Below are 21,788 nucleotides of genomic sequence, written 5' to 3'. Positions count from 1 at the left end.
TGTGGGTCGCTTCGAACTTTCGGTTCGTTTCGTCTTCACCACCACAATCTGCAAGGCAGATTGCTTGGGTGTTATATGGTCAAGCCTCACGGGCAATTAGTATTGGTTAGCTCAACGCCTCACAGCGCTTACACACCCAACCTATCAACGTCGTAGTCTTCGACGGCCCTTCAGGGGATTCAAGATCCCAGTGAGATCTCATCTTGAGGCAAGTTTCCCGCTTAGATGCTTTCAGCGGTTATCTCTTCCGAACATAGCTACCCGGCAATGCCACTGGCGTGACAACCGGAACACCAGAGGTTCGTCCACTCCGGTCCTCTCGTACTAGGAGCAGCCCCTCTCAAATCTCAAACGTCCACGGCAGATAGGGACCGAACTGTCTCACGACGTTCTAAACCCAGCTCGCGTACCACTTTAAATGGCGAACAGCCATACCCTTGGGACCGGCTTCAGCCCCAGGATGTGATGAGCCGACATCGAGGTGCCAAACACCGCCGTCGATATGAACTCTTGGGCGGTATCAGCCTGTTATCCCCGGAGTACCTTTTATCCGTTGAGCGATGGCCCTTCCATACAGAACCACCGGATCACTAAGACCTACTTTCGTACCTGCTCGACGTGTGTGTCTCGCAGTCAAGCGCGCTTTTGCCTTTATACTCTACGACCGATTTCCGACCGGTCTGAGCGCACCTTCGTACTCCTCCGTTACTCTTTGGGAGGAGACCGCCCCAGTCAAACTACCCACCATACACTGTCCTCGATCCGGATCACGGACCTGAGTTAGAACCTCAAGGTTGCCAGGGTGGTATTTCAAGGATGGCTCCATGAGAACTGGCGTCCCCACTTCAAAGCCTCCCACCTATCCTACACAAGCAAGCTCAAAGTCCAGTGCAAAGCTATAGTAAAGGTTCACGGGGTCTTTCCGTCTAGCCGCGGATACACTGCATCTTCACAGCGATTTCAATTTCACTGAGTCTCGGGTGGAGACAGCGCCGCCATCGTTACGCCATTCGTGCAGGTCGGAACTTACCCGACAAGGAATTTCGCTACCTTAGGACCGTTATAGTTACGGCCGCCGTTTACCGGGGCTTCGATCAAGAGCTTCGCTTGCGCTAACCCCATCAATTAACCTTCCGGCACCGGGCAGGCGTCACACCCTATACGTCCACTTTCGTGTTTGCAGAGTGCTGTGTTTTTAATAAACAGTCGCAGCGGCCTGGTATCTTCGACCGGCATGGGCTTACGGAGCAAGTCCTTCACCCTCGCCGGCGCACCTTCTCCCGAAGTTACGGTGCCATTTTGCCTAGTTCCTTCACCCGAGTTCTCTCAAGCGCCTTGGTATTCTCTACCTAACCACCTGTGTCGGTTTGGGGTACGGTTCCCAGTTATCTGAAGCTTAGGAGCTTTTCTTGGAAGCATGGTATCAACCACTTCGCACTCTAAAGAGCGCTCGTCATCAGCTCTCGGCCTTGAAATCCCGGATTTGCCTAAGATTTCAGCCTACCACCTTAAACCTGGACAACCAACGCCAGGCTGGCCTAACCTTCTCCGTCCCTCCATCGCAATAACTGGAAGTACAGGAATATTAACCTGTTTTCCATCGACTACGCTTTTCAGCCTCGCCTTAGGGACCGACTAACCCTGCGTCGATTAACGTTGCGCAGGAAACCTTGGTCTTTCGGCGTGCGAGTTTTTCACTCGCATTGTCGTTACTCATGTCAGCATTCGCACTTCTGATACCTCCAGCAAGCTTCTCAACTCACCTTCACAGGCTTACAGAACGCTCCTCTACCGCATCACCAGAGGTGATACCCGTAGCTTCGGTGCATGGTTTGAGCCCCGTTACATCTTCCGCGCAGGCCGACTCGACTAGTGAGCTATTACGCTTTCTTTAAAGGGTGGCTGCTTCTAAGCCAACCTCCTAGCTGTCTAAGCCTTCCCACATCGTTTCCCACTTAACCATGACTTTGGGACCTTAGCTGACGGTCTGGGTTGTTTCCCTTTTCACGACGGACGTTAGCACCCGCCGTGTGTCTCCCATGCTCGGCACTTGCTGGTATTCGGAGTTTGCATCGGTTTGGTAAGTCGGGATGACCCCCTAGCCGAAACAGTGCTCTACCCCCAGCAGTGATACATGAGGCGCTACCTAAATAGCTTTCGAGGAGAACCAGCTATCTCCGAGCTTGATTAGCCTTTCACTCCGATCCACAGGTCATCCGCTAACTTTTCAACGGTAGTCGGTTCGGTCCTCCAGTCAGTGTTACCTAACCTTCAACCTGCCCATGGATAGATCGCCCGGTTTCGGGTCTATACCCAGCGACTAAAGCGCCCTATTAAGACTCGCTTTCGCTACGCCTCCCCTATTCGGTTAAGCTCGCCACTGAATATAAGTCGCTGACCCATTATACAAAAGGTACGCAGTCACCTAACAAAGTAGGCTCCCACTGCTTGTACGCATACGGTTTCAGGTTCTATTTCACTCCCCTCTCCGGGGTTCTTTTCGCCTTTCCCTCACGGTACTGGTTCACTATCGGTCAGTCAGTAGTATTTAGCCTTGGAGGATGGTCCCCCCATGTTCAGACAAAGTTTCTCGTGCTCCGTCCTACTCGATTTCACTGGCAAGAGATTTTCGTGTACGGGGCTATCACCCACTATGGCCGCACTTTCCAGAGCGTTCCACTAATCTCAACCCAGCTTAAGGGCTGGTCCCCGTTCGCTCGCCACTACTAAGGGAATCTCGGTTGATTTCTTTTCCTCAGGGTACTTAGATGTTTCAGTTCCCCTGGTTCGCCTCTTGCACCTATGGATTCAGTACAAGATACTCAGCTTATGCTGAGTGGGTTCCCCCATTCAGAGATCTCTGGATCACAGTCTGTTTGCCGACTCCCCAAAGCTTATCGCAGGCTACCACGTCTTTCATCGCCTCTGACTGCCAAGGCATCCACCGTATGCGCTTCTTCACTTGACCATATAACCCCAAGCAATCTGGTTATACTGTGAAGACGACATTCGCCGAAAATTCGTGAGAACTCACAAATTTTACCTTAGCCTGAACTACCAGCAGTGAAACTGGCATTCAGTCTATTTCTATCACATATCCGAATTTTTAAAGAACGATCTGACAAAAGCCAGAAATCAGCATTCATCAACGAATGTTCATTTCTAGGTTCTGATCAAGGTACAGCGTAAGTGGTGGAGCCAAGCGGGATCGAACCGCTGACCTCCTGCGTGCAAGGCAGGCGCTCTCCCAGCTGAGCTATGGCCCCGCATATTGGTAGGTCTGGGCAGATTTGAACTGCCGACCTCACCCTTATCAGGGGTGCGCTCTAACCAACTGAGCTACAGACCTATATAGGGTCTTGATCGTCTTCACAATGAATCAAGCAATTCGTGTGGGAGCTCATCAGCAGGCTGATGTCTTCGATTAAGGAGGTGATCCAGCCGCAGGTTCCCCTACGGCTACCTTGTTACGACTTCACCCCAGTCATGAATCACACCGTGGTAACCGTCCTCCCGAAGGTTAGACTAGCTACTTCTGGTGCAACCCACTCCCATGGTGTGACGGGCGGTGTGTACAAGGCCCGGGAACGTATTCACCGCGACATTCTGATTCGCGATTACTAGCGATTCCGACTTCACGCAGTCGAGTTGCAGACTGCGATCCGGACTACGATCGGTTTTGTGAGATTAGCTCCACCTCGCGGCTTGGCAACCCTCTGTACCGACCATTGTAGCACGTGTGTAGCCCAGGCCGTAAGGGCCATGATGACTTGACGTCATCCCCACCTTCCTCCGGTTTGTCACCGGCAGTCTCCTTAGAGTGCCCACCATAACGTGCTGGTAACTAAGGACAAGGGTTGCGCTCGTTACGGGACTTAACCCAACATCTCACGACACGAGCTGACGACAGCCATGCAGCACCTGTGTCAGAGTTCCCGAAGGCACCAATCCATCTCTGGAAAGTTCTCTGCATGTCAAGGCCTGGTAAGGTTCTTCGCGTTGCTTCGAATTAAACCACATGCTCCACCGCTTGTGCGGGCCCCCGTCAATTCATTTGAGTTTTAACCTTGCGGCCGTACTCCCCAGGCGGTCAACTTAATGCGTTAGCTGCGCCACTAAAATCTCAAGGATTCCAACGGCTAGTTGACATCGTTTACGGCGTGGACTACCAGGGTATCTAATCCTGTTTGCTCCCCACGCTTTCGCACCTCAGTGTCAGTATCAGTCCAGGTGGTCGCCTTCGCCACTGGTGTTCCTTCCTATATCTACGCATTTCACCGCTACACAGGAAATTCCACCACCCTCTACCATACTCTAGCTCGCCAGTTTTGGATGCAGTTCCCAGGTTGAGCCCGGGGCTTTCACATCCAACTTAACGAACCACCTACGCGCGCTTTACGCCCAGTAATTCCGATTAACGCTTGCACCCTCTGTATTACCGCGGCTGCTGGCACAGAGTTAGCCGGTGCTTATTCTGTCGGTAACGTCAAAACAGCAAGGTATTAACTTACTGCCCTTCCTCCCAACTTAAAGTGCTTTACAATCCGAAGACCTTCTTCACACACGCGGCATGGCTGGATCAGGCTTTCGCCCATTGTCCAATATTCCCCACTGCTGCCTCCCGTAGGAGTCTGGACCGTGTCTCAGTTCCAGTGTGACTGATCATCCTCTCAGACCAGTTACGGATCGTCGCCTTGGTGAGCCATTACCTCACCAACTAGCTAATCCGACCTAGGCTCATCTGATAGCGCAAGGCCCGAAGGTCCCCTGCTTTCTCCCGTAGGACGTATGCGGTATTAGCGTTCCTTTCGAAACGTTGTCCCCCACTACCAGGCAGATTCCTAGGCATTACTCACCCGTCCGCCGCTGAATCAAGGAGCAAGCTCCCGTCATCCGCTCGACTTGCATGTGTTAGGCCTGCCGCCAGCGTTCAATCTGAGCCATGATCAAACTCTTCAGTTCAATACTGCTTGGGTTTTTAAGAAACCCTAAACTTGGCTCAGCAATCTCAAATGACTATGTGATTTCTCGCATGGCCACTTGTGATGCTGATAATCTTGGCGACTATCAGTCCGTACTCACAAGCACCCACACGAATTGCTTGATTCGATTTGTTAAAGAGCGGTTGGTTAAGAGCTTTTCGTCTCAACCGAGGCGCGCATTCTACGCTTTCCTCATTGGCTGTCAAGCGTTTATTTTGAAGTTTTTCGCGAGAAACTCGTTTAGCTTCAAACACTTGACTCGCTGCGATCTCTCGTAGCGGGAGGCGAATCATACAGCACTCGAAGATGCTGTCAACTGCCTTTTTCACCGCTGCCGATCAGGTGACCGAAGCCCTTCACGCCTTGCCGAAATCGCTTAACTCGTTGATTAACAAGAAGTTTTGCGTTCCGTTTGCTGCGGAAGTGGGGCGCATTATAAGGGAATCTGAGAGGCCGTCAACCTTTTATTTCAAAAAAACGATAAGAATGAAAAGCTTAAGCGCGCCGGCCTATCAGACGAGGCACCCGCCGCCATACCGGTGGGACCCGCATCACCATCAGCAGCGCCCCTACCCCGGCATAGATAGCCCACTCCTGCAGGTCCGAACGCACAATCCACAGGAAATGCAGCAAGCCCAGGCCGAGAATCACATAGACCAGTTTGTGCAGCTTCTTCCAGCGCGCACCGAGCCGTCTCTGGCTATAACGGTTGGAGGTCACCGCCAAGGCCAGCAGCCCCAGGAAGGCGATAACCCCGACGATGATATAAGGTCGCTTGCGCAACTCGACGCCAAGCTGCCCCCAGTCGAGCCCAAGGATGAAGACCATATAGGCCGTCATGTGCAGGACGATATAGGCAAAACACCACAATCCGAGCTGTCGCCGCGCGACGATCCAACCACCCCACCCCGTCAGACGCTGCAGAGGGCTCATGCCCAAGGTCACCAGCAGGAACACCAGCGCACCGAGCCCCAACCTGTCTACCAGAATTTTCCCCGGATCCGGCCCAAGCAGGTTCGTAGCCGCCTCATACAACCACCAGGCCGGAAACAGGCAGCCAACGATGAAAATCGCCAAGCGAAACCAGGGATAACGCATCAGTAGTTCTTCCGAAGATCGAGACCGCTATAAAGAGAGGCAACCTCCTCCTCATAGCCATTGAACATCTGAGTGGTTCGCACATTGGGGCTGAACAGGCCACTGGGCAGCCGCCGCTCACGCGCCTGGCTCCAACGCGGGTGATCGACCTGAGGATTGACGTTGGCATAGAAGCCATACTCGTTCGGCGCCAGCCCCTGCCAAGTGGTCTTCGGTTGCTCGGCCACCAGACTGATGCGCACGATCGACTTGATGCTCTTGAACCCGTACTTCCATGGCACCACCAGACGCAGTGGTGCTCCATTCTGGTTGGGCAGTTCGCGCCCATACATGCCAACCGCCAGGATCGCGAGCGGGTTCATCGCCTCATCCAGGCGCAACCCTTCCACGTAAGGCCAGTCGATCAGGGCAAAGCCCGAACGTTGGCCCGGCATGCTCTTGGGGTCCTGCAGCGTTTCGAAACGCACATAGCGAGCCTTGGAAGTTGGCTCGACCTGCTTGAGCACCTCGGACAGCGGAAAGCCCAGCCAGGGGATGACCATCGACCAGGCCTCGACGCAACGCAGCCTATAGATGCGCTCTTCAAGCTGCAGGGGCTTGACGAAATCTTCCAGCGCGTAGCGCCCAGGCTTGCCGACCTCGCCATCGACCACCACGCTCCAGGGTTCGGTCTTGAGGCTACCGGCATTGGCCGCCGGGTCGCCCTTGTCGGGTCCGAACTCGTAGAAGTTGTTGTAGTGGGTAGCGTCCTTGAACGGCGTGATTGCCTCATCCTTGACCGTCACGGCCTGCCAGCGCGTCGCACCGAGCTTGTCCTTGAACCAGCCAGGTGTCGAACCCGCTTCCACGTCAGCATAGCGTGAAGCCTCGGCGGCCTGGCCGAGCACGGGCAAAGCGCCCAACGCAAACCCGGCTAGAGAGGCACCCAATACAGAGCGGCGAGAGAAATAGACACTTTCGGGGGTAACGTCCGATTCGTTGCAATCGGACGACTTGGGAAGCTTGATGAGCATGGCGGCTCCACAGCACTGGTGGCGGATGTACCAGTAAGACTATGGAGCCGGAGAGTTATTCCAGCATTAAATCTTTTTTCAGACTTTGCGACGACGACCGCGCAGCAAGTACTGCACTGGGCCTGAAACCGCATAGCCGAGGAAGATCAGCAGCAGAATCCGTGGTGGATCGCTGAACACCACGGCGAACACCAGCACCACGGCCAGGATCGCAACAAAAGGTACGCGCCCCTTGAGATCCAGCTCCTTGAAGCTGTTGTACTTGATATTGCTGACCATCAGCATGCCTGCAGCCGCCACCAGCAGCGCCACCAGGAACGACAGTTTCGAGCCCTGGATACCGTAGTCGCTGAAGGCCCAGACGGTCCCCGCCACCACACCTGCGGCAGCCGGGCTGGCCAGACCGATGAAGTAGCGTTTGTCGGCGGTGCCGACCTGGGTGTTGAAACGCGCCAGACGCAACGCTGCGCCGGCCACATAGATGAAGGCGACCATCCAGCCGACCTTGCCCATGTCACCCAATGCCCAACCAAAGGCCAGCAGTGCCGGCGCCACACCGAAGGCAACCATGTCCGACAACGAGTCGTACTCGGCACCGAAGGCGCTCTGCGTGTTGGTCATCCGCGCCACACGGCCATCGAGGCTGTCCAGAACCATGGCGACGAAGATGGCGATAGCGGCGAAGGCGAAGTACTTGCTCGCCTCGCGCGGGTCGCCTGCGCTCAGGGCGCTCTGCGCACTGATGGAGTTGATGATCGAGTAGAAACCGGCGAACAGGTTGGCGGTGGTGAAGAGGTTGGGCAACAAGTAGATGCCGCGATGCCGGACCTTGCGCCCTTCGGCGTCGTGACCTTCCTCAACATGCTCATCGACAGGTAGCAGGCTTTCGGCGTCGGAGGGCTTGTTCGGCTCTTCGGGACGTTCGCTCATGAAATGCACCTTGCAACTGGGTGGAATAAGTTCGACAGAGGCCGGCGAAACAGGTTCTAACGGCAGGCCTCTGGTCGCTTTATACCAGAAGCTGGCTGCCTAAACGAAAAAACGCGGCCGAAGCCGCGTTTTTAATCTATCGAGGCAAGACTCAGTTCTTGGTCTTGTCGACGATCTTGTTGGCCGAGATCCAAGGCATCATCGAGCGCAGTTGCTCGCCGATGATTTCGATGCCGTGGGCGGCGTTGTTACGACGCTTGGCGGTCATCGAAGGGTAGTTGGTCGCACCTTCGCTGATGAACATCTTCGCGTATTCGCCGTCCTGGATGCGCTTCAGAGCGTTGCGCATGGCCTTGCGGGATTCTTCGTTGATGACCTCAGGACCGGTGACGTACTCACCGTACTCGGCGTTGTTGGAGATCGAGTAGTTCATGTTGGCGATGCCGCCTTCGTACATGAGGTCAACGATCAGCTTCAGCTCGTGCAGGCACTCGAAGTAGGCCATTTCAGGCGCGTAGCCTGCTTCGACCAGGGTTTCGAAACCGGCCTTGACCAGCTCGACGGTACCGCCGCACAGAACGGCCTGCTCACCGAACAGGTCGGTTTCGGTCTCGTCCTTGAAGGTGGTTTCGATGATGCCGGTACGGCCACCACCGACGCCAGCGGCGTACGACAGTGCGACGTTCTTGGCGTTGCCCGAAGCGTCCTGGTAGACCGCGATCAGGTCAGGAATACCGCCGCCCTTGACGAACTCGGAGCGCACGGTGTGGCCCGGAGCCTTCGGCGCGATCATGATCACGTCGAGGTCGCCACGTGGAACGACTTGGTTGTAGTGGATCGAGAAGCCGTGGGAGAAGGCCAGGGTCGCGCCTTTCTTGATGTTCGGTTCGATCTCGTTCTTGTACAGGGTGCCCTGGAATTCGTCCGGGGTCAGGATCATGACCAGGTCGGCAGCAGCGACGGCGGTGGCGACGTCAGCGACTTTCAGGCCGTGGGCTTCTGCCTTGGCAACGGTAGCCGAACCTTTACGCAGACCGACGGTAACGTCTACACCGGAGTCTTTCAGGTTGCACGCCTGGGCGTGACCCTGGGAGCCGTAACCGATGATGGCGACTTTCTTGCCCTGGATGATGGAGAGGTCGCAGTCTTTGTCGTAGAACACTTTCATGGAAATACCCCTGGTTATATCTCGGCCCCGCAGGACCATCGCTAATTGGTGAAGTTAGATGCTGAGTACTTTGTCGCCACGGGCAATGCCGGTGACGCCGCTGCGCACGGTTTCGAGAATCGAAGCGGTGCCGATCGCCTGGATGAAGCTGTCCAGCTTATCGCTGGTGCCGCTCAGTTGCACGGTATACACACTGGCGGTGACATCGACGATCTGCCCACGGAAAATATCCGTGGTGCGCTTGATTTCGGCGCGCTGGGCGCCAGTAGCCTTGACCTTTACCAGCATCAGTTCGCGCTCGATATGAGCGCTCTCCGACAGGTCGACCAGCTTGACCACCTCTACCAGCTTGTTCAGGTTCTTGGTGATCTGCTCGATCACTTCGTCATGACCCACGGTGGTGAGGGTGAGACGCGACAGGGTCGGGTCCTCGGTCGGTGCAACCGTCAGGCTTTCGATGTTGTAGTTGCGCTGGGAGAACAGACCGACCACGCGCGACAAGGCACCAGGTTCGTTTTCCAGCAGCAGGGAAATGATGTGCCGCATATCAGGTACGCTCCGTCTTGCTCAGCCACATGTCACGCATCGAGCCGTCCTTGATCTGCATCGGGTAGACGTGCTCGGTCCGGTCGACCGCGATGTCGATGAACACCAGGCGGTCCTTCATCGCAAAGGCCTCTTCCAGTTTCGGCTTGAGGTCTTTGAGGCTGGTGATGCGGATACCCACATGGCCATAGGCCTCGGCCAGCTTGATGAAGTCAGGCAGCGACTCGACGTAGGAATGCGAGTGACGACCGTTGTAGGACATGTCCTGCCATTGGCGAACCATGCCCAGCACCCCGTTGTTCAGGTTGACGATCTTCACCGGCAGGCCGTACTGCATGCAGGTGGACAGCTCCTGGATGTTCATCTGGATGCTGCCTTCGCCAGTGACACAGGCCACGTCCTGGTCCGGGAAGTTGAGCTTGACGCCCATGGCTGCCGGGAAACCGAAGCCCATGGTGCCCAGGCCACCGGAGTTGATCCAGCGGTTGGGTTTGTTGAAGCGGTAGTACTGCGCCGCGAACATCTGGTGCTGACCTACGTCGGAGGTGACGAAGGCATCGCCATGGGTCACTTCGCACAGCGTCTCGATGACCTGCTGAGGCTTGATGACACTGCCGTCGCCCTTGTCGTAAGGGAACAGGCCGCGATCACCGCGCCACTCATCAATCTGCTTCCACCAGGCATCGAGGGCCGCCTTTTCAGGCTTCTCGCCGATTTCCTTGAGGATGGCCAGCATCTCGCTGAGCACGCTCTCGACCGGCCCCACGATCGGCACGTCGGCCTTGATCATCTTCGAGATCGACGCAGGGTCGATGTCGATGTGGATGATCTTGGCGTTCGGGCAGAACTTGGCCGGGCCGTTGACCACACGGTCATCGAAGCGCGCACCCACGGCGAGGATCACGTCGGCATTGTGCATCGCCAGGTTGGCGGTGTAGCTGCCATGCATGCCCAGCATGCCGAGGAACTGGCGATCGGTACCCGGGAAGCCACCCAGCCCCATCAGGGTGTTGGTGACCGGCAGGTTCAGGGACTTGGCGATTTCGGTCAGGGCTTCGGAGCCGCCACCGAGAATCACGCCGCCGCCGGAATAGACGATCGGACGCTTGGCGGCCAGGAGCATCTCGGCGGCCTTGCGGATTTGGCCGGAGTGGCCACGGACCGCAGGGCTGTAGGAGCGCAGCTTGACCTTTTTCGGGTAGACGTATTCGAACTTCTCGGCCGGGTTGGTCATGTCTTTTGGAATGTCGACCACGACCGGACCTGGGCGACCGGATTGCGCCAGGTAGAACGCTTTTTTCAGAACTTCCGGAATCTCGGTGGGGTTCTTGATCATGAAGCTGTGCTTCACGATCGGCCGGGAGATCCCGATCATGTCGGTTTCCTGGAAGGCATCGGTGCCGACCATGGTGCTGGGCACCTGGCCAGACAGGATGACCATCGGGATGGAATCCATGTAGGCGGTGGCGATACCGGTAATAGCGTTGGTCGCACCGGGACCGGAGGTCACCAGGACCACGCCAGCCTTGCCGGTGGCACGGGCGTAACCGTCTGCCATGTGAGTGGCAGCCTGCTCATGACGCACCAGGATGTGCTGGACTTCCGGTTCCTTGAACAGGGCATCGTAAACATGAAGGAGAGCACCGCCAGGGTACCCGTAGATGTGCTTAACGCCTTCGTCACGCAAGAAGCGGACGACCATCTCAGCGCCAGATAAAAGCTCCACGTTGTTCACCTCTAAAACGCCAGAATACCGCCCCATCCGGGCGGGTCTTAATAGGTTTACTGCCAAGCAGAGCATGAGCGAACGTCAGCACTGACTGAGCAAGTATTGGGATCGCCCCAGAGTGTTGCGGGGTTTTCCCACCCAGCGCGAGGTAACGCGTTGCGGGGTGTAGCGAGTCGGCGCGGGTGTGCGCCTCATGATCTGCCTAGCGGGTCTGCTTCTGGCAGTCCCCCTACAGCGGAAACTGGATTCTTCTGATTCGCCGCCCTCAAGTCAAGAAAAATTATTGCCAATTTTTCCCTGAGATGAATTCCCACCACCACGAAAAAGGACACCAGCAGCAGGAAAGTAAAGATTTCCATAAAAAAGGGCCACAATCTGCGGCCCTTGAAGGAAAAAGAGAAGAAATCAGGCTCAAGCGGCGATCAATCGATCGAATGCTGCCAGCAGGCGGCGAAGTTCGCGGCTTTCTTCCGGACGGTCGGTGAAGACCGTCTCGGCCATGATCAGGATCCCAGATGCACTGGGCAGAGGATGGCCATGCTCAAGAATAAGCTTCATCCGCGGCAGGAAAATCCACTGCAGCCACTGCTCGAACGCCAGCGTATCGACTGCGAACGGTACGGTGCTGGCCAGGGCGCTTTCGCCAGGAGACACCTCGTCCCACCAGCCACGGACCTGAAGCTCGCGCTCGATCAGCAGCAGGTGGTCGGCTATATCGAGAATGCGCTGTTCCATCACGAAGCGGTCCGCGCCTTCTGCCGTGCCAGGGCGGCGCCGGCACTGTCACCCTGCTTCTCGCGAGCCTGGGCGATGATGTTCCACAGCTCGGCCTGCAGATCAGGACGACCGTTGGCATACGTCAGTGCCCGGCGAGCGAGTTGCTCGGATTGTGCAGCGTCACCTTGCGACAGACGCACCTGAGCCAGGCGGAACAGCACCTGCGGCTCACGCGGTGCGATGCGCTGGGCACGCTCCAGGCTGGACGAAGCACCGTTGAGGTCTCCGCTGCCCTGCTGCTGTTGGGCGGTTGTCAGCAATGCCAGTACTGGACCGTCCAGCTGCTCATCGGCGGACAACCCGCCCCCATTGCTGCGCGGAATACCGGTAGGCGCACGAGTGGCAGCGGCCGGGGCGCTGTTCATCGACGCGATGTCGAAAGGTTCGTCACCTGCCGGATTAGGGTTGGTGGTGATCGGCCCGCCACTGACCGGTCCCGGGGTGATCGGGCCGGTGCTCAGCGGTGCAGAGCCGGTCTGGGCCGGGAAGGTCTGGATCGGCGATGCGCCCGCGCCCTGCGGGATCATCACCGTGACCCCGGAATCCTCAGGCAGGGACTGGGCCTGGGACGTACCATTGCTGCCGGAGGAGACCGGCGCGCCACGGTTGGCCGAGACACGCTCGCTGTTCGAGACCCGCGTACTCGAATCGACCACCGGAATGGCGCCACGCGGGACGCTGGCGCAGCCGTGCAGCACGGCCAGCGCCGTCAAGGCAGGAAACCACCACTTGTTCACTTCACACCCTCTTCAATACAGGCCGCTCAATTCATCCAGCCCTTGACCCAGTCCATGACCGACTCGGCAGGATTCTGTTCGCCACCGCAAGTCGTACCGGCAGGTGGTTCGCTCCCACGAATATACGGCATCTGCACCGCTCCCGGACAGCTACCGTCGGAGCCCTGGGCGCTGTGCGGATCGATCCAGGCCTTCACCACGTTATCCGGCTGCGGCATGTCCAGCGGCAGCGGGTCGGCCTTGCGCATGAAGCTGGTCCAGACCTGCAACGCGCCGGTGGCGCCGGTGAACGGGGTCTTGCCATTGTCGTCGCGGCCAAGCCAGACCACTGCCAGCAGGTCTTGGCTGAAGCCCGAGAACCAACTGTCGCGCGAGTCGTTGCTGGTACCGGTCTTGCCCGCCAGCGTCAGATTGTTCGGCAGCACGTTGTACACCGAGCGGCCGGTACCCTCGCGCATCACCCGCTGCATGGCGTTCTGCACCAGGTAGATCGCACCCGGATCGAAGGTCTGCTGGATCTGAAACGGGTAGCGCTTGAGCGGCTCGCCTTCGGCGGTCAGCACGCTGCGAATCCCGCGCATCGGTGTATTGAAGCCGCCGTTGGCGATGGTCTGGTACATGGTCGCGACCTGCATCGGCGACATGCCGCCAGCGCCCAGCAGCATCGACGGGAACGCCGGCCAGTCGACCTTGACACCCAGTCGGCCGATGGTCTTGATGACGTTGGGCACGCCCACCTCAAGGCCCAGCTTGGCAGTTGACAGGTTGTAGGAGTTGGCCAGCCCCTGATACAGGTAGATAGTGCCGTGGGAGCGTCGGTCGTAGTTCTGCGGGCGCCATACCTGGCCATCGGCGCCCTTGACCGAAAACGGTTCGTCCTGCACCCAGCTGGTCAGGGTGTACTTGCTCGGCTGCTCCAGCGCAGTCAGATAGACCGCTGGCTTGACCAGCGAACCGATCGGCCTGACCGCGTCGATGGCGCGGTTGAAGCCGGCGAAGCCCGACTGACGGCTGCCGATCAGCGCCTGCACTTCGCCGGTTTCCGGGTTGGTCACCACCATCGCCGACTCGACCTCGTCGGCGCCCTTGCGGCCGGCCAGGCGCTTGAAGGTTTCACTCATCGCGGTTTCGGCCTTCATCTGCAGGATCGGGTCGAAACTGGTGAAGATACGCAAGCCTTCTTCGGTCAGGTCTTCGTCGCGATAGTCCTGGCGTAGCTGACGCTTGACCAGGTCGAGGAAAGCCGGGAAAGAACTATCGGCCAGGCTGCCGCGCTTGGTCACGCCCAGCGGCATCTTCTTCGCCGCATCGACCACTTCCTGGCTGGCCACGCCCTGCTCGGCGAGCAGGTCGAGCACCAGGTTACGCCGTTGCAGAGCGCGCTCAGGGTAGCGGCGCGGGTTGTAGTAGGACGGCCCCTTGACCATACCTACCAGCAGGGCAATCTGGTGCAGCTTGAGCTCCGACAGCGGCTGGCTGAAGAAGAACTGGCTGGCCAGGCCGAAACCGTGCACCGCGCGCTGGCCGTCCTGACCGACAAACACTTCGTTCAGATAGGCCTCGAGAATCTCGCGCTTGTCGTAGTGCATTTCCAGCAGCACGGCCATCATCGCTTCGGTCAACTTGCGGCTGAGGCTGCGTTCGTTGGTCAGGAAGAAGTTCTTCACCAACTGCTGCGTGAGCGTACTGCCGCCCTGGCGCATGGCCCCGGACGACGTATTGACCCACACCGCCCGCGCGATCGACTTGGGCGAAACACCGAAGTGGCTGTAGAAATCGCGGTCTTCGGTGGCGATCAAGGTCTCGAGCAGGTATGGCGGCACCTGGTCGATATTGATCAGGATGCGGTCTTCGAGATTCTTCGGGTAGATACCACCGATCATCAACGGTTCCAGGCGCACCACGTCGAGCTTGCCACCGTTGGCCCCTGCCAGCCCCGCGACATAGTCGCCGGAGAAACGTACACGCACGAACTGCGCAGGCTCCATGCCCTCGTAGAACTGGAAGCCTCGGGTATTGAGATCGACGTTGCCGCCGTTGACCGAGGCCTCGCCGGGGCCATTGGCCGTTGCCTCGCGGCGGTAACCCAGGGCATCGAGTTCGGTGAGGAAGTCGTCCTTGCTCAGCTTCTGGCCGACGAACAGCTCCAGCGGCCGGGCATACACCTTGGCCGGGATGGTCCAGCGCTTGCCGGAGAACTTCTCCTGGACGACGGCATCGAGGTAGACCGCAAAGCCGGCGATCACCACCAGGCCGACCAGGCTGAGCTTGAGAGCCCAGCCCAGCCAGGCGCGGGAGCGGCTGGGCGGACGTTTCTTGGGGGTTCGGGAATTTCGGGTACGAGTCATGGCGGCGGATTATACGCACTTTGCAAAGGCAGGGGACGCCCTCCAGCGGTAGGCAGGGGCGGCTCCATTGACCATAATGTCGCCTTCGAATTCCCTGACCCCGGAAGGATCTCCGTGAGCCAAGCCCTGATCAGCGCGCTGCAGAACCCCGCCCTCTACCCCCACGCCGTAGAAGGCTTCCAGCTCATCGAGACGCACATCTCCTGGGTTCTACTCACTGGCGAATACGCCTACAAGATCAAGAAGCCGATGAACTTCGGCTTCCTCGATTTCACCGGCCTGGACCAGCGCCAGCATTTCTGTAACGAAGAATTGCGCCTGAACCAGCGCCTGACCGAAGGCCTGTACCTGGAAGTGCTGCCGATCACCGGCAGCGCCGAAGCACCGCAGCTCGGCGGCGAAGGTGAGCCGATCGAGTTCGCCCTGAAGATGCGCCAGTTCCCCCAGGGTCAGATGCTCAGCACCCTGCAAGCCAACGGCGAGCTGAACGCCGGCCACATTGACCAGATGGCCCGGCAGATCGCCGAATTCCACCTGCAAGCGCCGAAAGTGCCGGTCGATCACCCGCTGGGCACGCCGGAAGCGGTAATGGCGCCGGTCGAGCAGAACTTCGAGCAGATCCGCCCGTTCCTTACCGACAAGGCCGACCTGCAGCAACTCGACGCCCTGCAAGCCTGGGCCCGCAGCAGCTTCGAACGCCTGCATGGCCTGCTCGAGGCGCGCAAGGCCAATGGTTTCATCCGCGAGTGCCACGGCGACATCCACCTGGGTAACGCCACCCTGATCGACGGCAAGGTGGTGATCTTCGACTGCATCGAATTCAACGAGCCGTTCCGCCTGACCGATGTGTACGCCGACACCGCTTTCCTGGCCATGGACCTGGAAGACCGCGGCCTGAAATGCCTGGCCCGGCGCTTCGTCAGCCAGTACCTGGAACTGACCGGCGACTACGAAGGCCTGGAACTGCTGAATTTCTACAAGGCCTACCGTGCCCTGGTACGCGCCAAGGTCGCCCTGTTCAGCCTGTCGCCCGATGCCGATGGCGTGCAGCGCGCCACGACCCTGCGCACCTATCGCAACTACGCCAACCTGGCAGAGAGCTACAGCGCCATCCCTTCGCGCCTGCTGGCCATCACCCATGGCGTATCCGCCGTCGGCAAGAGCCATGTGGCGATGCGCCTGGTCGAGTCGCTGGGGGCGATCCGCGTACGTTCGGATGTCGAGCGCAAGCGTCTGTACGGCGAGCAGCAGGCGCAGAACTCCGGCCAACTGCAAGCAGGCATCTATGACCAGGATGCCAGCATCGCCACCTACCAGCGGTTGAATGAGTTGGCCGCGACCATCCTGCGCGCCGGCTTCCCGGTCGTGCTCGATGCCACCTACCTCAAGCGCGAGCAGCGCAAGGCGGCAGCTGAAGTGGCCAACAGCACCGGCGTCCCCTTCCTGATCCTCGACTGCCAGGCGCCCGAAGCGGTCATCATCAGCTGGCTTGAGCAGCGTCAGACAGAAAATGTCGATCCGTCCGACGCCACCCTGGAGGTGGTCAAGGCCCAGCAAGCCAGCCGCGACCCATTGGACGAAGAAGAGGCCGTGCACGGCAAGCGGGTCGACACTCATGAAAGTGCCAGCATGGACCAACTCATCGAGCAGATCCGCCAGCGCCTGCCTGGTCTCTGACCTGCAAGGCGTGAAGCAGTCCACAGTTCGCGCCTGATCTTCGGCGCCACCTCAGTGATGGCATTACAATATCATCACAACCCTGAGGAGGCGCCGTCATGAACCAGCCCCGGCAACTGGACAACGCCCTGTACACTCTGGTGCGCGAGGAACAGATCGCCACCTTCAACCGCGAGAAGCCTGACGACGGCCCCATCGATTTTCGCGGTGGTGATTTCCGAGGCCTTGACCTGCGCAACCTCGACGTAAGCGGTATCGATTTCACCGACGCCTACTTCCATGCAGCCGACCTGCGCGGGCTGGATCTGCGCGAAACAGGCATGGAAGGTGCCAGCATCTCCCACGCGCAGATCTCCGGGACCTACTTCCCGGGCGACCTGAGCGCCGATGAAATCCTCATGTCCCTGAAGTTCGGTACGCGCATGCGTTATCGTCCGAAGGGCTAAGCCTGACATTTCTGGACACAGCATCCCGTCGCCCTCACATGGCAAAAGGCCGCGTATTCGCCCAGCCCCGCTACACTCCTCTCTGACCTGCTCGCGATTTATCCACAGACCCGTTCGGCCATCGCAAGGAGGCTCGATGAACGATGAGTTGCAGCATCTGAAGAATCTAGGCAAGACCTCTGCGCAATGGTTGCATGCCGCCGGTATCCACAGCGCTTCGGATTTGCGCCGCCTGGGCGCGGTCGGCGCTTACCAGGCCGTGAAAACACGGGGCTTCCGTGCCTCGAAAGTGTTGTTGTACGCCATTGAAGGCGCACTGCTGGATATGCATTGGAACGATCTGCCCGCCGAACGCAAGCAGGCACTGAACCAACAACTGGACGCCAAGACCCCGCCGCAAAAAAAAGCAGAATAATCGAAGAAAGGGTATTGACCTCTAAATGAGAATCGTTATGATTATCACAACTGGTCGCGAGACTGGTTGGATAAACTGAAAGCCCCTGGTTCGGACTCTCAGATTATCTCCTCATCAGGCTAATCACGGTTATTGACCCGGCAATTTGCCGGGTCTTTTTTTGCCCGCAGGTTTGCAGGCAAATATCCTGAGCGGCGCGTGATGACTACCCGCCGCGCAACTGAGCACAGTAATCCTGTTCAGGCAGTGCCGCGGTGTACCACACGTAGTCCGCCATCCCTGCCTCGACCTTCTGCCCGACTTCGGCCAGCAACAGCACACGGGTATCGCCTTGCGCCTGCAGATCGATCAAATGCAACGGCACACCCAAGTCCTTGCGCGCGTGGTAGGCGCCGGCCAGCAAGAGTGCAGGCTGCGGTGCCGCGAGCAGACGCTCGGCCATGTGTCGGTCCCTTTGCTGCTGGATGACCAGCATGGCCGGCAACTGGCTTTCCGGCAGCAATCCGCAATGGCCTTCGCGCACTTGCTCCAGCAAGGCAGCCTTCACCTGCGGGGCATTCGAACGCACGCCGCTCAGCACGGGCTGTCGGCGATACGCCTCACGCATTGCCTCGGGGCTCAGGTCGCCAGCCAACAAAACCCCAGGGCCTTTCAGGGCCTCGCGCACGATCGGCGCGTACATCTGCCAATCCCAACCCTGCTGCCAGTCCAGTGCTGCGGGCAAATCGCTCGGAAGCTGCGCCTGACGCTGCACCTTGTCGATCAGCGGCTGCTGGGCAGGCTGGAGCATCTCCAGCACCACGCTGCCTTGCGGCCTGGCGGTCTGCAAAGCCTGCAGCAGCCATCGCTGCAGCGCATGGTGATCGGGGTTGTCGTGTTTTTCCCCGACCAGTATTCGCGGCACATCGCTCAATGCCTGAACCAGCTCATCGGGCGCCAGGACACGCCCACTGGGCAATGCCTGTATCTGACCGAGCGCTGGCTCTTCCAGCCCTTGGCTACTCTGCCAGGCTGGCAACTCTGGCAATGCAGGTCGATGTACCTGGCAACCCGAAATCGTCAAGAACACGCTCATCGACAGGCCGAACAGCAAGGCATAGCGCATCGAGGGCTCCTAGCGGGTGATGATCAGCGGGTGGCCACGCTCCGGATGGGGCTGCACGAGCACATCGATACCGAAGACCGCCTTGAGCGCCTGCGGAGTCAGCACCCGGGCCGGTGTATCGAGCGCGTGGCTGCGCCCCTGTTCCAGCAGCAGAATAGCGTCACAGTAGCGCGCGGCAAGGTTCAGGTCGTGCAGGATCACCAGCACTGCCGCACCGCGGTCGGCAAAACTGCGCACCGCCTGCAACGTGGTGTGCTGGTGCAACGGATCGAGGGCCGAGGTCGGCTCATCCAGCAGCAGCGTCGCCCCCTTCTCCCCTGGCCACAACTGCGCCAGCACCCGGGCCAGATGAACACGCTGACGCTCGCCGCCGGACAACGCGAGGTAACTGCGTTCGACCAGGTGCCAGGCATCGGCCGCCTTCAGTGCCGCCTCGACGATCTCCCGGTCGCGCTGCTGGCCACTACCGTGGGGCAACCGGCCCAGGCCCACCACTTCTTCGACACTGAAGGCAAAGCCCAGGCTGGACACCTGCGGCAACACCGCCAGACGTCGCGCGCGCTCCTGCCCCGGCCAGTGTGCCAACGCCCGCCCTTGCAGCAGGACTTGCCCCTGGCTCGGCGCCAGCTCGCCACACAATGCCCCCAGCAAGCTGCTCTTGCCCGCCCCGTTGGGGCCGAGCACACCCAGGACCTGCCCAGGTCTGAGATGCAGGTCGATACCGTGCAGCACCTCGGTGCTGCCGCGCTTGAGCGACAAGCCTTTGACTTCGAGCATCAGCGCCCCCTCCTGACCAGCAGGAACAGGAAGAACGGAGCACCAATGAAGGCCGTCACGATCCCGATCGGCAGCTCCGCGGGCGCCAACGCCAAGCGTGCCACCAGATCAGCGAACAGCAGCAGCGTACCGCCCGCCAGCAACGACGCGGGCAACAGCACGCGATGATCAGGCCCCGCAACCAGACGCACCAGGTGCGGAACCACCAGACCAATGAAGCCGATCAGACCCGCTGCCGCCACTGCCGCGCCAACACCCAGGGCAGTGCAGAACACCAGTTCGCGCTTGAGCCCTTCTACATCGATGCCCAGGTGACGCGCTTCGGACTCACCTAGCAACAACGCGTTCAACGCCTGCGCCCGACGCGGCAGCCACAAGGTTACCCCCAGAGCCACCAGCAGCAGTGGCCACAGGCGCTGATAGCTGGCGCCGTTGAGGCTGCCCAGGTTCCAGAACGTCAGAGTGCGCAAGGTGGCGTCGTCGGCCAGGTAGGTGAACAACCCGACCGCCGAGCCGCCGAGGGCGGTCATGGCGATACCGGCCAGCAGCATGGTAGCCACATCGGTCTGACCATTGCGGCGCCCCAGGCGGTAGACCAATGCCGTAACACCAAGCCCGCCGATGAAGGCACAGAGCGACAGCAGGTAGGGTGCGAACCACTCCGGTATGCCACCCAGCCAGGCACCGCCGACAATGGCCACGGCGGCGCCGAGCGCCGCGCCGCTGGCAACCCCGACCAGGCCAGGATCCGCCAACGGGTTGCGAAATAGCCCCTGCATGGCGACCCCGGACAGCGCAAGCACCGCACCGACGGCCAGCCCCAGGAGCGTGCGCGGCAAGCGGATCTGCCCGAGAATCAGCTCAGCTTGCTCGAGACCCGCCCGCTCGACGGGCATCCCCAGCAGCCGCAATCCGGCGCGCAGGATATCGCCCAGCGGCAGGCTGACCGGCCCCAGCGCCAGCGACAGCCACACCGCCAGCAGGCACAGGAATGTCAGACCGATGAACAGCGTACGCGGCTGGACCCGCTGCTTCATTGGCTGAGGCTGGCCTTGGCTGCGGGATAGAAGGCGCCAGCCAGCTCATGCAAGGTGGCCGGCAGCCGCGGACCGAGGCCACCCACCAGCAGCGTCGGATCGAGTGACACCAGGCGCTTGTCGCGCACCGCACGCGAAGCGGCCAACGCCGGGTTTTCCTTGAGCAGGGCCTTGAGCGCCTGCTCGCCGTCCAGTGCCCGATCGGAAAACACCACGACGTCCGGATCCAGCGCTGCCAGCGCTTCGACGGAGAAGTTCTTGTAACCCTGGTGATCCGCCAGGTTGCGCGCACCAGCCTGGCGCAACAGCCAGTCGCCTGAAGTGCCCTGCCCCGCGATCAACGGCTTGGCCCCGGCATGTCCGACCAGCAGCAACACGCCTGGAGCCTTCTGACCGGCCTGGGCCCGCTTGATCTTCGCCTGAAGCGCATCGAGCTGCTGGTGGTAGCGGTTGCTCAGCTCACTGGCTTTATGCTGCGCGCCGAGCAGCTCGCCCAGGTGCTGAAGATTCTTGTCCACTGCCGCCAAGTCGGCCTCGCTGGAGAACAACTCGACACGCACACCGGCCCCGCGCACCTGCGCCAGCACTGGTGGCGGCCCCATCTCCTCGGTGCCGACCAGCACATCCGGACGCAGGCTGAGGATACCCTCGGCCGACAGTTGGCGCTGGTAGCCGATGCTCGGCAGGGCCTTGAGCGACTGCGGATGCTGGCTGGTTGTGTCGACGCCGACCAGACGCGCCTCGCCGCCCAGGGCGCTGATCCATTCGCTCAGCGCGCCCCCGGCGCTGACCCAGCGCTGCGGCAAGTCGGCGGCCAGCAACGGGGAAGAAAGGACAAGACCGGCGCACAAGGCGATCAGGGCAACAGGACGACGCATCATCGGGTTCCTTTGCAGAAGGCGGCCAGACACCTTGTGGCACCTGACGGAACTGCGCACCATGGACGGGCTGGCGCAGTGGATGCGGGCAATTTGATAATTATTCGCATTGAAGCGTCAAGCCA

The 21,788-nt window shown here is 59.6% G+C and carries 16 protein-coding genes, 2 tRNA genes and 2 rRNA genes; 3 read left to right on the top strand and 17 right to left on the bottom strand.

The features are described 5' to 3' along the window. Nucleotides 1-75: 75 nt before the first annotated feature. From AB688_RS06070 to mrcB, 13 genes are all read right to left on the bottom strand, one after another. Nucleotides 76-2,968, bottom strand: a 23S ribosomal RNA gene (locus AB688_RS06070). A gap of 222 nt (nucleotides 2,969-3,190) precedes the next feature. Then, nucleotides 3,191-3,266 (bottom strand) — tRNA-Ala (locus tag AB688_RS06065). Between the two features lie 6 nt (nucleotides 3,267-3,272). Beyond that, nucleotides 3,273-3,349, bottom strand: a tRNA-Ile gene (locus AB688_RS06060). 76 nt (nucleotides 3,350-3,425) lie between these two features. After that, nucleotides 3,426-4,962 (bottom strand): 16S ribosomal RNA (locus tag AB688_RS06055). Together the 16S and 23S rRNA genes with 2 tRNA genes alongside form the textbook arrangement of a ribosomal RNA operon. A 515-nt stretch (nucleotides 4,963-5,477) precedes the next feature. Next, complete coding sequence (msrQ, locus tag AB688_RS06050; protein ID WP_063542788.1) at nucleotides 5,478-6,080, bottom strand: protein-methionine-sulfoxide reductase heme-binding subunit MsrQ; 603 nt, start codon at nucleotides 6,078-6,080, stop codon at nucleotides 5,478-5,480. Continuing rightward, nucleotides 6,080-7,093, bottom strand: a complete 1,014-nt coding sequence (gene msrP, locus AB688_RS06045; protein WP_063542786.1) for a protein-methionine-sulfoxide reductase catalytic subunit MsrP — start codon at nucleotides 7,091-7,093, stop codon at nucleotides 6,080-6,082. Before msrP ends, msrQ begins: the two co-directional genes overlap by 1 nt. 78 nt (nucleotides 7,094-7,171) lie before the next feature. Further along, nucleotides 7,172-8,023, bottom strand: a complete 852-nt coding sequence (gene pssA / locus AB688_RS06040; protein WP_054892580.1) for a CDP-diacylglycerol--serine O-phosphatidyltransferase — start codon at nucleotides 8,021-8,023, stop codon at nucleotides 7,172-7,174. Between the two features lie 151 nt (nucleotides 8,024-8,174). Beyond that, nucleotides 8,175-9,191, bottom strand: a complete 1,017-nt coding sequence (gene ilvC, locus AB688_RS06035) for a ketol-acid reductoisomerase (protein WP_054892581.1) — start codon at nucleotides 9,189-9,191, stop codon at nucleotides 8,175-8,177. A gap of 54 nt (nucleotides 9,192-9,245) precedes the next feature. Then, nucleotides 9,246-9,737: an acetolactate synthase small subunit gene (gene ilvN, locus AB688_RS06030; protein WP_003250040.1), complete on the bottom strand. Its 492-nt coding sequence runs from the start codon at nucleotides 9,735-9,737 to the stop codon at nucleotides 9,246-9,248. A 1-nt stretch (nucleotide 9,738) separates the two neighbouring features. Continuing rightward, nucleotides 9,739-11,463, bottom strand: a complete 1,725-nt coding sequence (locus AB688_RS06025; RefSeq protein ID WP_063546633.1) for an acetolactate synthase 3 large subunit — start codon at nucleotides 11,461-11,463, stop codon at nucleotides 9,739-9,741. 414 nt (nucleotides 11,464-11,877) lie between these two features. Next, nucleotides 11,878-12,204, bottom strand: coding sequence for a YqcC family protein (locus AB688_RS06020; protein WP_054892582.1), 327 nt, complete (start codon nucleotides 12,202-12,204; stop codon nucleotides 11,878-11,880). Further along, a complete protein-coding gene (locus tag AB688_RS06015; RefSeq protein WP_063542784.1) occupies nucleotides 12,201-12,980 on the bottom strand; it encodes a tetratricopeptide repeat protein in 780 nt (259 codons plus the stop codon). Before AB688_RS06015 ends, AB688_RS06020 begins: the two co-directional genes overlap by 4 nt. 26 nt (nucleotides 12,981-13,006) lie before the next feature. Continuing rightward, complete coding sequence (gene mrcB / locus AB688_RS06010; protein WP_063542782.1) at nucleotides 13,007-15,328, bottom strand: penicillin-binding protein 1B; 2,322 nt, start codon at nucleotides 15,326-15,328, stop codon at nucleotides 13,007-13,009. Between the two features lie 114 nt (nucleotides 15,329-15,442). Between mrcB and AB688_RS06005 the strand changes: the two genes are divergently transcribed. The 3 genes from AB688_RS06005 to AB688_RS05995 all read left to right on the top strand — a co-directional run bounded on the left by AB688_RS06005 (nucleotide 15,443) and on the right by AB688_RS05995 (nucleotide 17,866). Continuing rightward, a complete protein-coding gene (locus tag AB688_RS06005) occupies nucleotides 15,443-17,005 on the top strand; it encodes an AAA family ATPase (RefSeq protein WP_063542780.1) in 1,563 nt (520 codons plus the stop codon). Nucleotides 17,006-17,103: 98 nt separating this feature from the next. After that, nucleotides 17,104-17,451, top strand: a complete 348-nt coding sequence (locus tag AB688_RS06000; RefSeq protein ID WP_063542778.1) for a pentapeptide repeat-containing protein — start codon at nucleotides 17,104-17,106, stop codon at nucleotides 17,449-17,451. Between the two features lie 136 nt (nucleotides 17,452-17,587). Next, the gene (locus AB688_RS05995) at nucleotides 17,588-17,866 is read left to right on the top strand and encodes a TfoX/Sxy family protein (RefSeq protein ID WP_054892587.1); all 279 of its coding nucleotides are present in this window, start codon (nucleotides 17,588-17,590) and stop codon (nucleotides 17,864-17,866) included. Between the two features lie 205 nt (nucleotides 17,867-18,071). Here AB688_RS05995 and AB688_RS05990 read toward each other — a convergent pair whose 3' ends face one another. The 4 genes from AB688_RS05990 to AB688_RS05975 are packed head-to-tail and all read right to left on the bottom strand — an operon-like array spanning nucleotide 18,072 to nucleotide 21,666. After that, nucleotides 18,072-18,971, bottom strand: a complete 900-nt coding sequence (locus AB688_RS05990; RefSeq protein WP_063542776.1) for a ChaN family lipoprotein — start codon at nucleotides 18,969-18,971, stop codon at nucleotides 18,072-18,074. Between the two features lie 9 nt (nucleotides 18,972-18,980). Next, the gene (locus AB688_RS05985; RefSeq protein ID WP_063542774.1) at nucleotides 18,981-19,748 is read right to left on the bottom strand and encodes a heme ABC transporter ATP-binding protein; all 768 of its coding nucleotides are present in this window, start codon (nucleotides 19,746-19,748) and stop codon (nucleotides 18,981-18,983) included. Continuing rightward, on the bottom strand, nucleotides 19,748-20,731 hold the full coding sequence (locus tag AB688_RS05980) for a FecCD family ABC transporter permease (protein ID WP_162714446.1): 984 nt from the start codon (nucleotides 20,729-20,731) through the stop codon (nucleotides 19,748-19,750). Before AB688_RS05980 ends, AB688_RS05985 begins: the two co-directional genes overlap by 1 nt. Nucleotides 20,732-20,781: 50 nt before the next feature. After that, nucleotides 20,782-21,666, bottom strand: a complete 885-nt coding sequence (locus tag AB688_RS05975) for a heme/hemin ABC transporter substrate-binding protein (RefSeq protein WP_063542770.1) — start codon at nucleotides 21,664-21,666, stop codon at nucleotides 20,782-20,784. Between the last annotated feature and the right edge of the window lie 122 nt (nucleotides 21,667-21,788).

It is taken from the genome of Pseudomonas putida (assembly GCF_001636055.1).
Lineage (GTDB): Bacteria > Pseudomonadota > Gammaproteobacteria > Pseudomonadales > Pseudomonadaceae > Aquipseudomonas > Aquipseudomonas machongensis.
Note: the sequence above shows the minus strand (reverse complement) of the source record. Positions and strands in the feature narration are given on the sequence as shown.

Bases quoted from the DNA above. Each gene is read 5' to 3' on its own strand.
- ilvC (WP_054892581.1), bottom strand. From the start codon at position 9,191: ATGAAAGTGTTCTACGACAAAGACTGCGACCTCTCCATCATCCAGGGC.
- ilvN (WP_003250040.1), bottom strand. From the start codon at position 9,737: ATGCGGCACATCATTTCCCTGCTGCTGGAAAACGAACCTGGTGCCTTG.
- AB688_RS05995 (WP_054892587.1), top strand. From the start codon at position 17,588: ATGAACGATGAGTTGCAGCATCTGAAGAATCTAGGCAAGACCTCTGCG.
- msrP (WP_063542786.1), bottom strand. From the start codon at position 7,093: ATGCTCATCAAGCTTCCCAAGTCGTCCGATTGCAACGAATCGGACGTT.
- AB688_RS06000 (WP_063542778.1), top strand. From the start codon at position 17,104: ATGAACCAGCCCCGGCAACTGGACAACGCCCTGTACACTCTGGTGCGC.
- msrQ (WP_063542788.1), bottom strand. From the start codon at position 6,080: ATGCGTTATCCCTGGTTTCGCTTGGCGATTTTCATCGTTGGCTGCCTG.
- pssA (WP_054892580.1), bottom strand. From the start codon at position 8,023: ATGAGCGAACGTCCCGAAGAGCCGAACAAGCCCTCCGACGCCGAAAGC.
- AB688_RS05990 (WP_063542776.1), bottom strand. From the start codon at position 18,971: ATGCGCTATGCCTTGCTGTTCGGCCTGTCGATGAGCGTGTTCTTGACG.
- mrcB (WP_063542782.1), bottom strand. From the start codon at position 15,328: ATGACTCGTACCCGAAATTCCCGAACCCCCAAGAAACGTCCGCCCAGC.
- AB688_RS05985 (WP_063542774.1), bottom strand. From the start codon at position 19,748: ATGCTCGAAGTCAAAGGCTTGTCGCTCAAGCGCGGCAGCACCGAGGTG.
- AB688_RS05975 (WP_063542770.1), bottom strand. From the start codon at position 21,666: ATGATGCGTCGTCCTGTTGCCCTGATCGCCTTGTGCGCCGGTCTTGTC.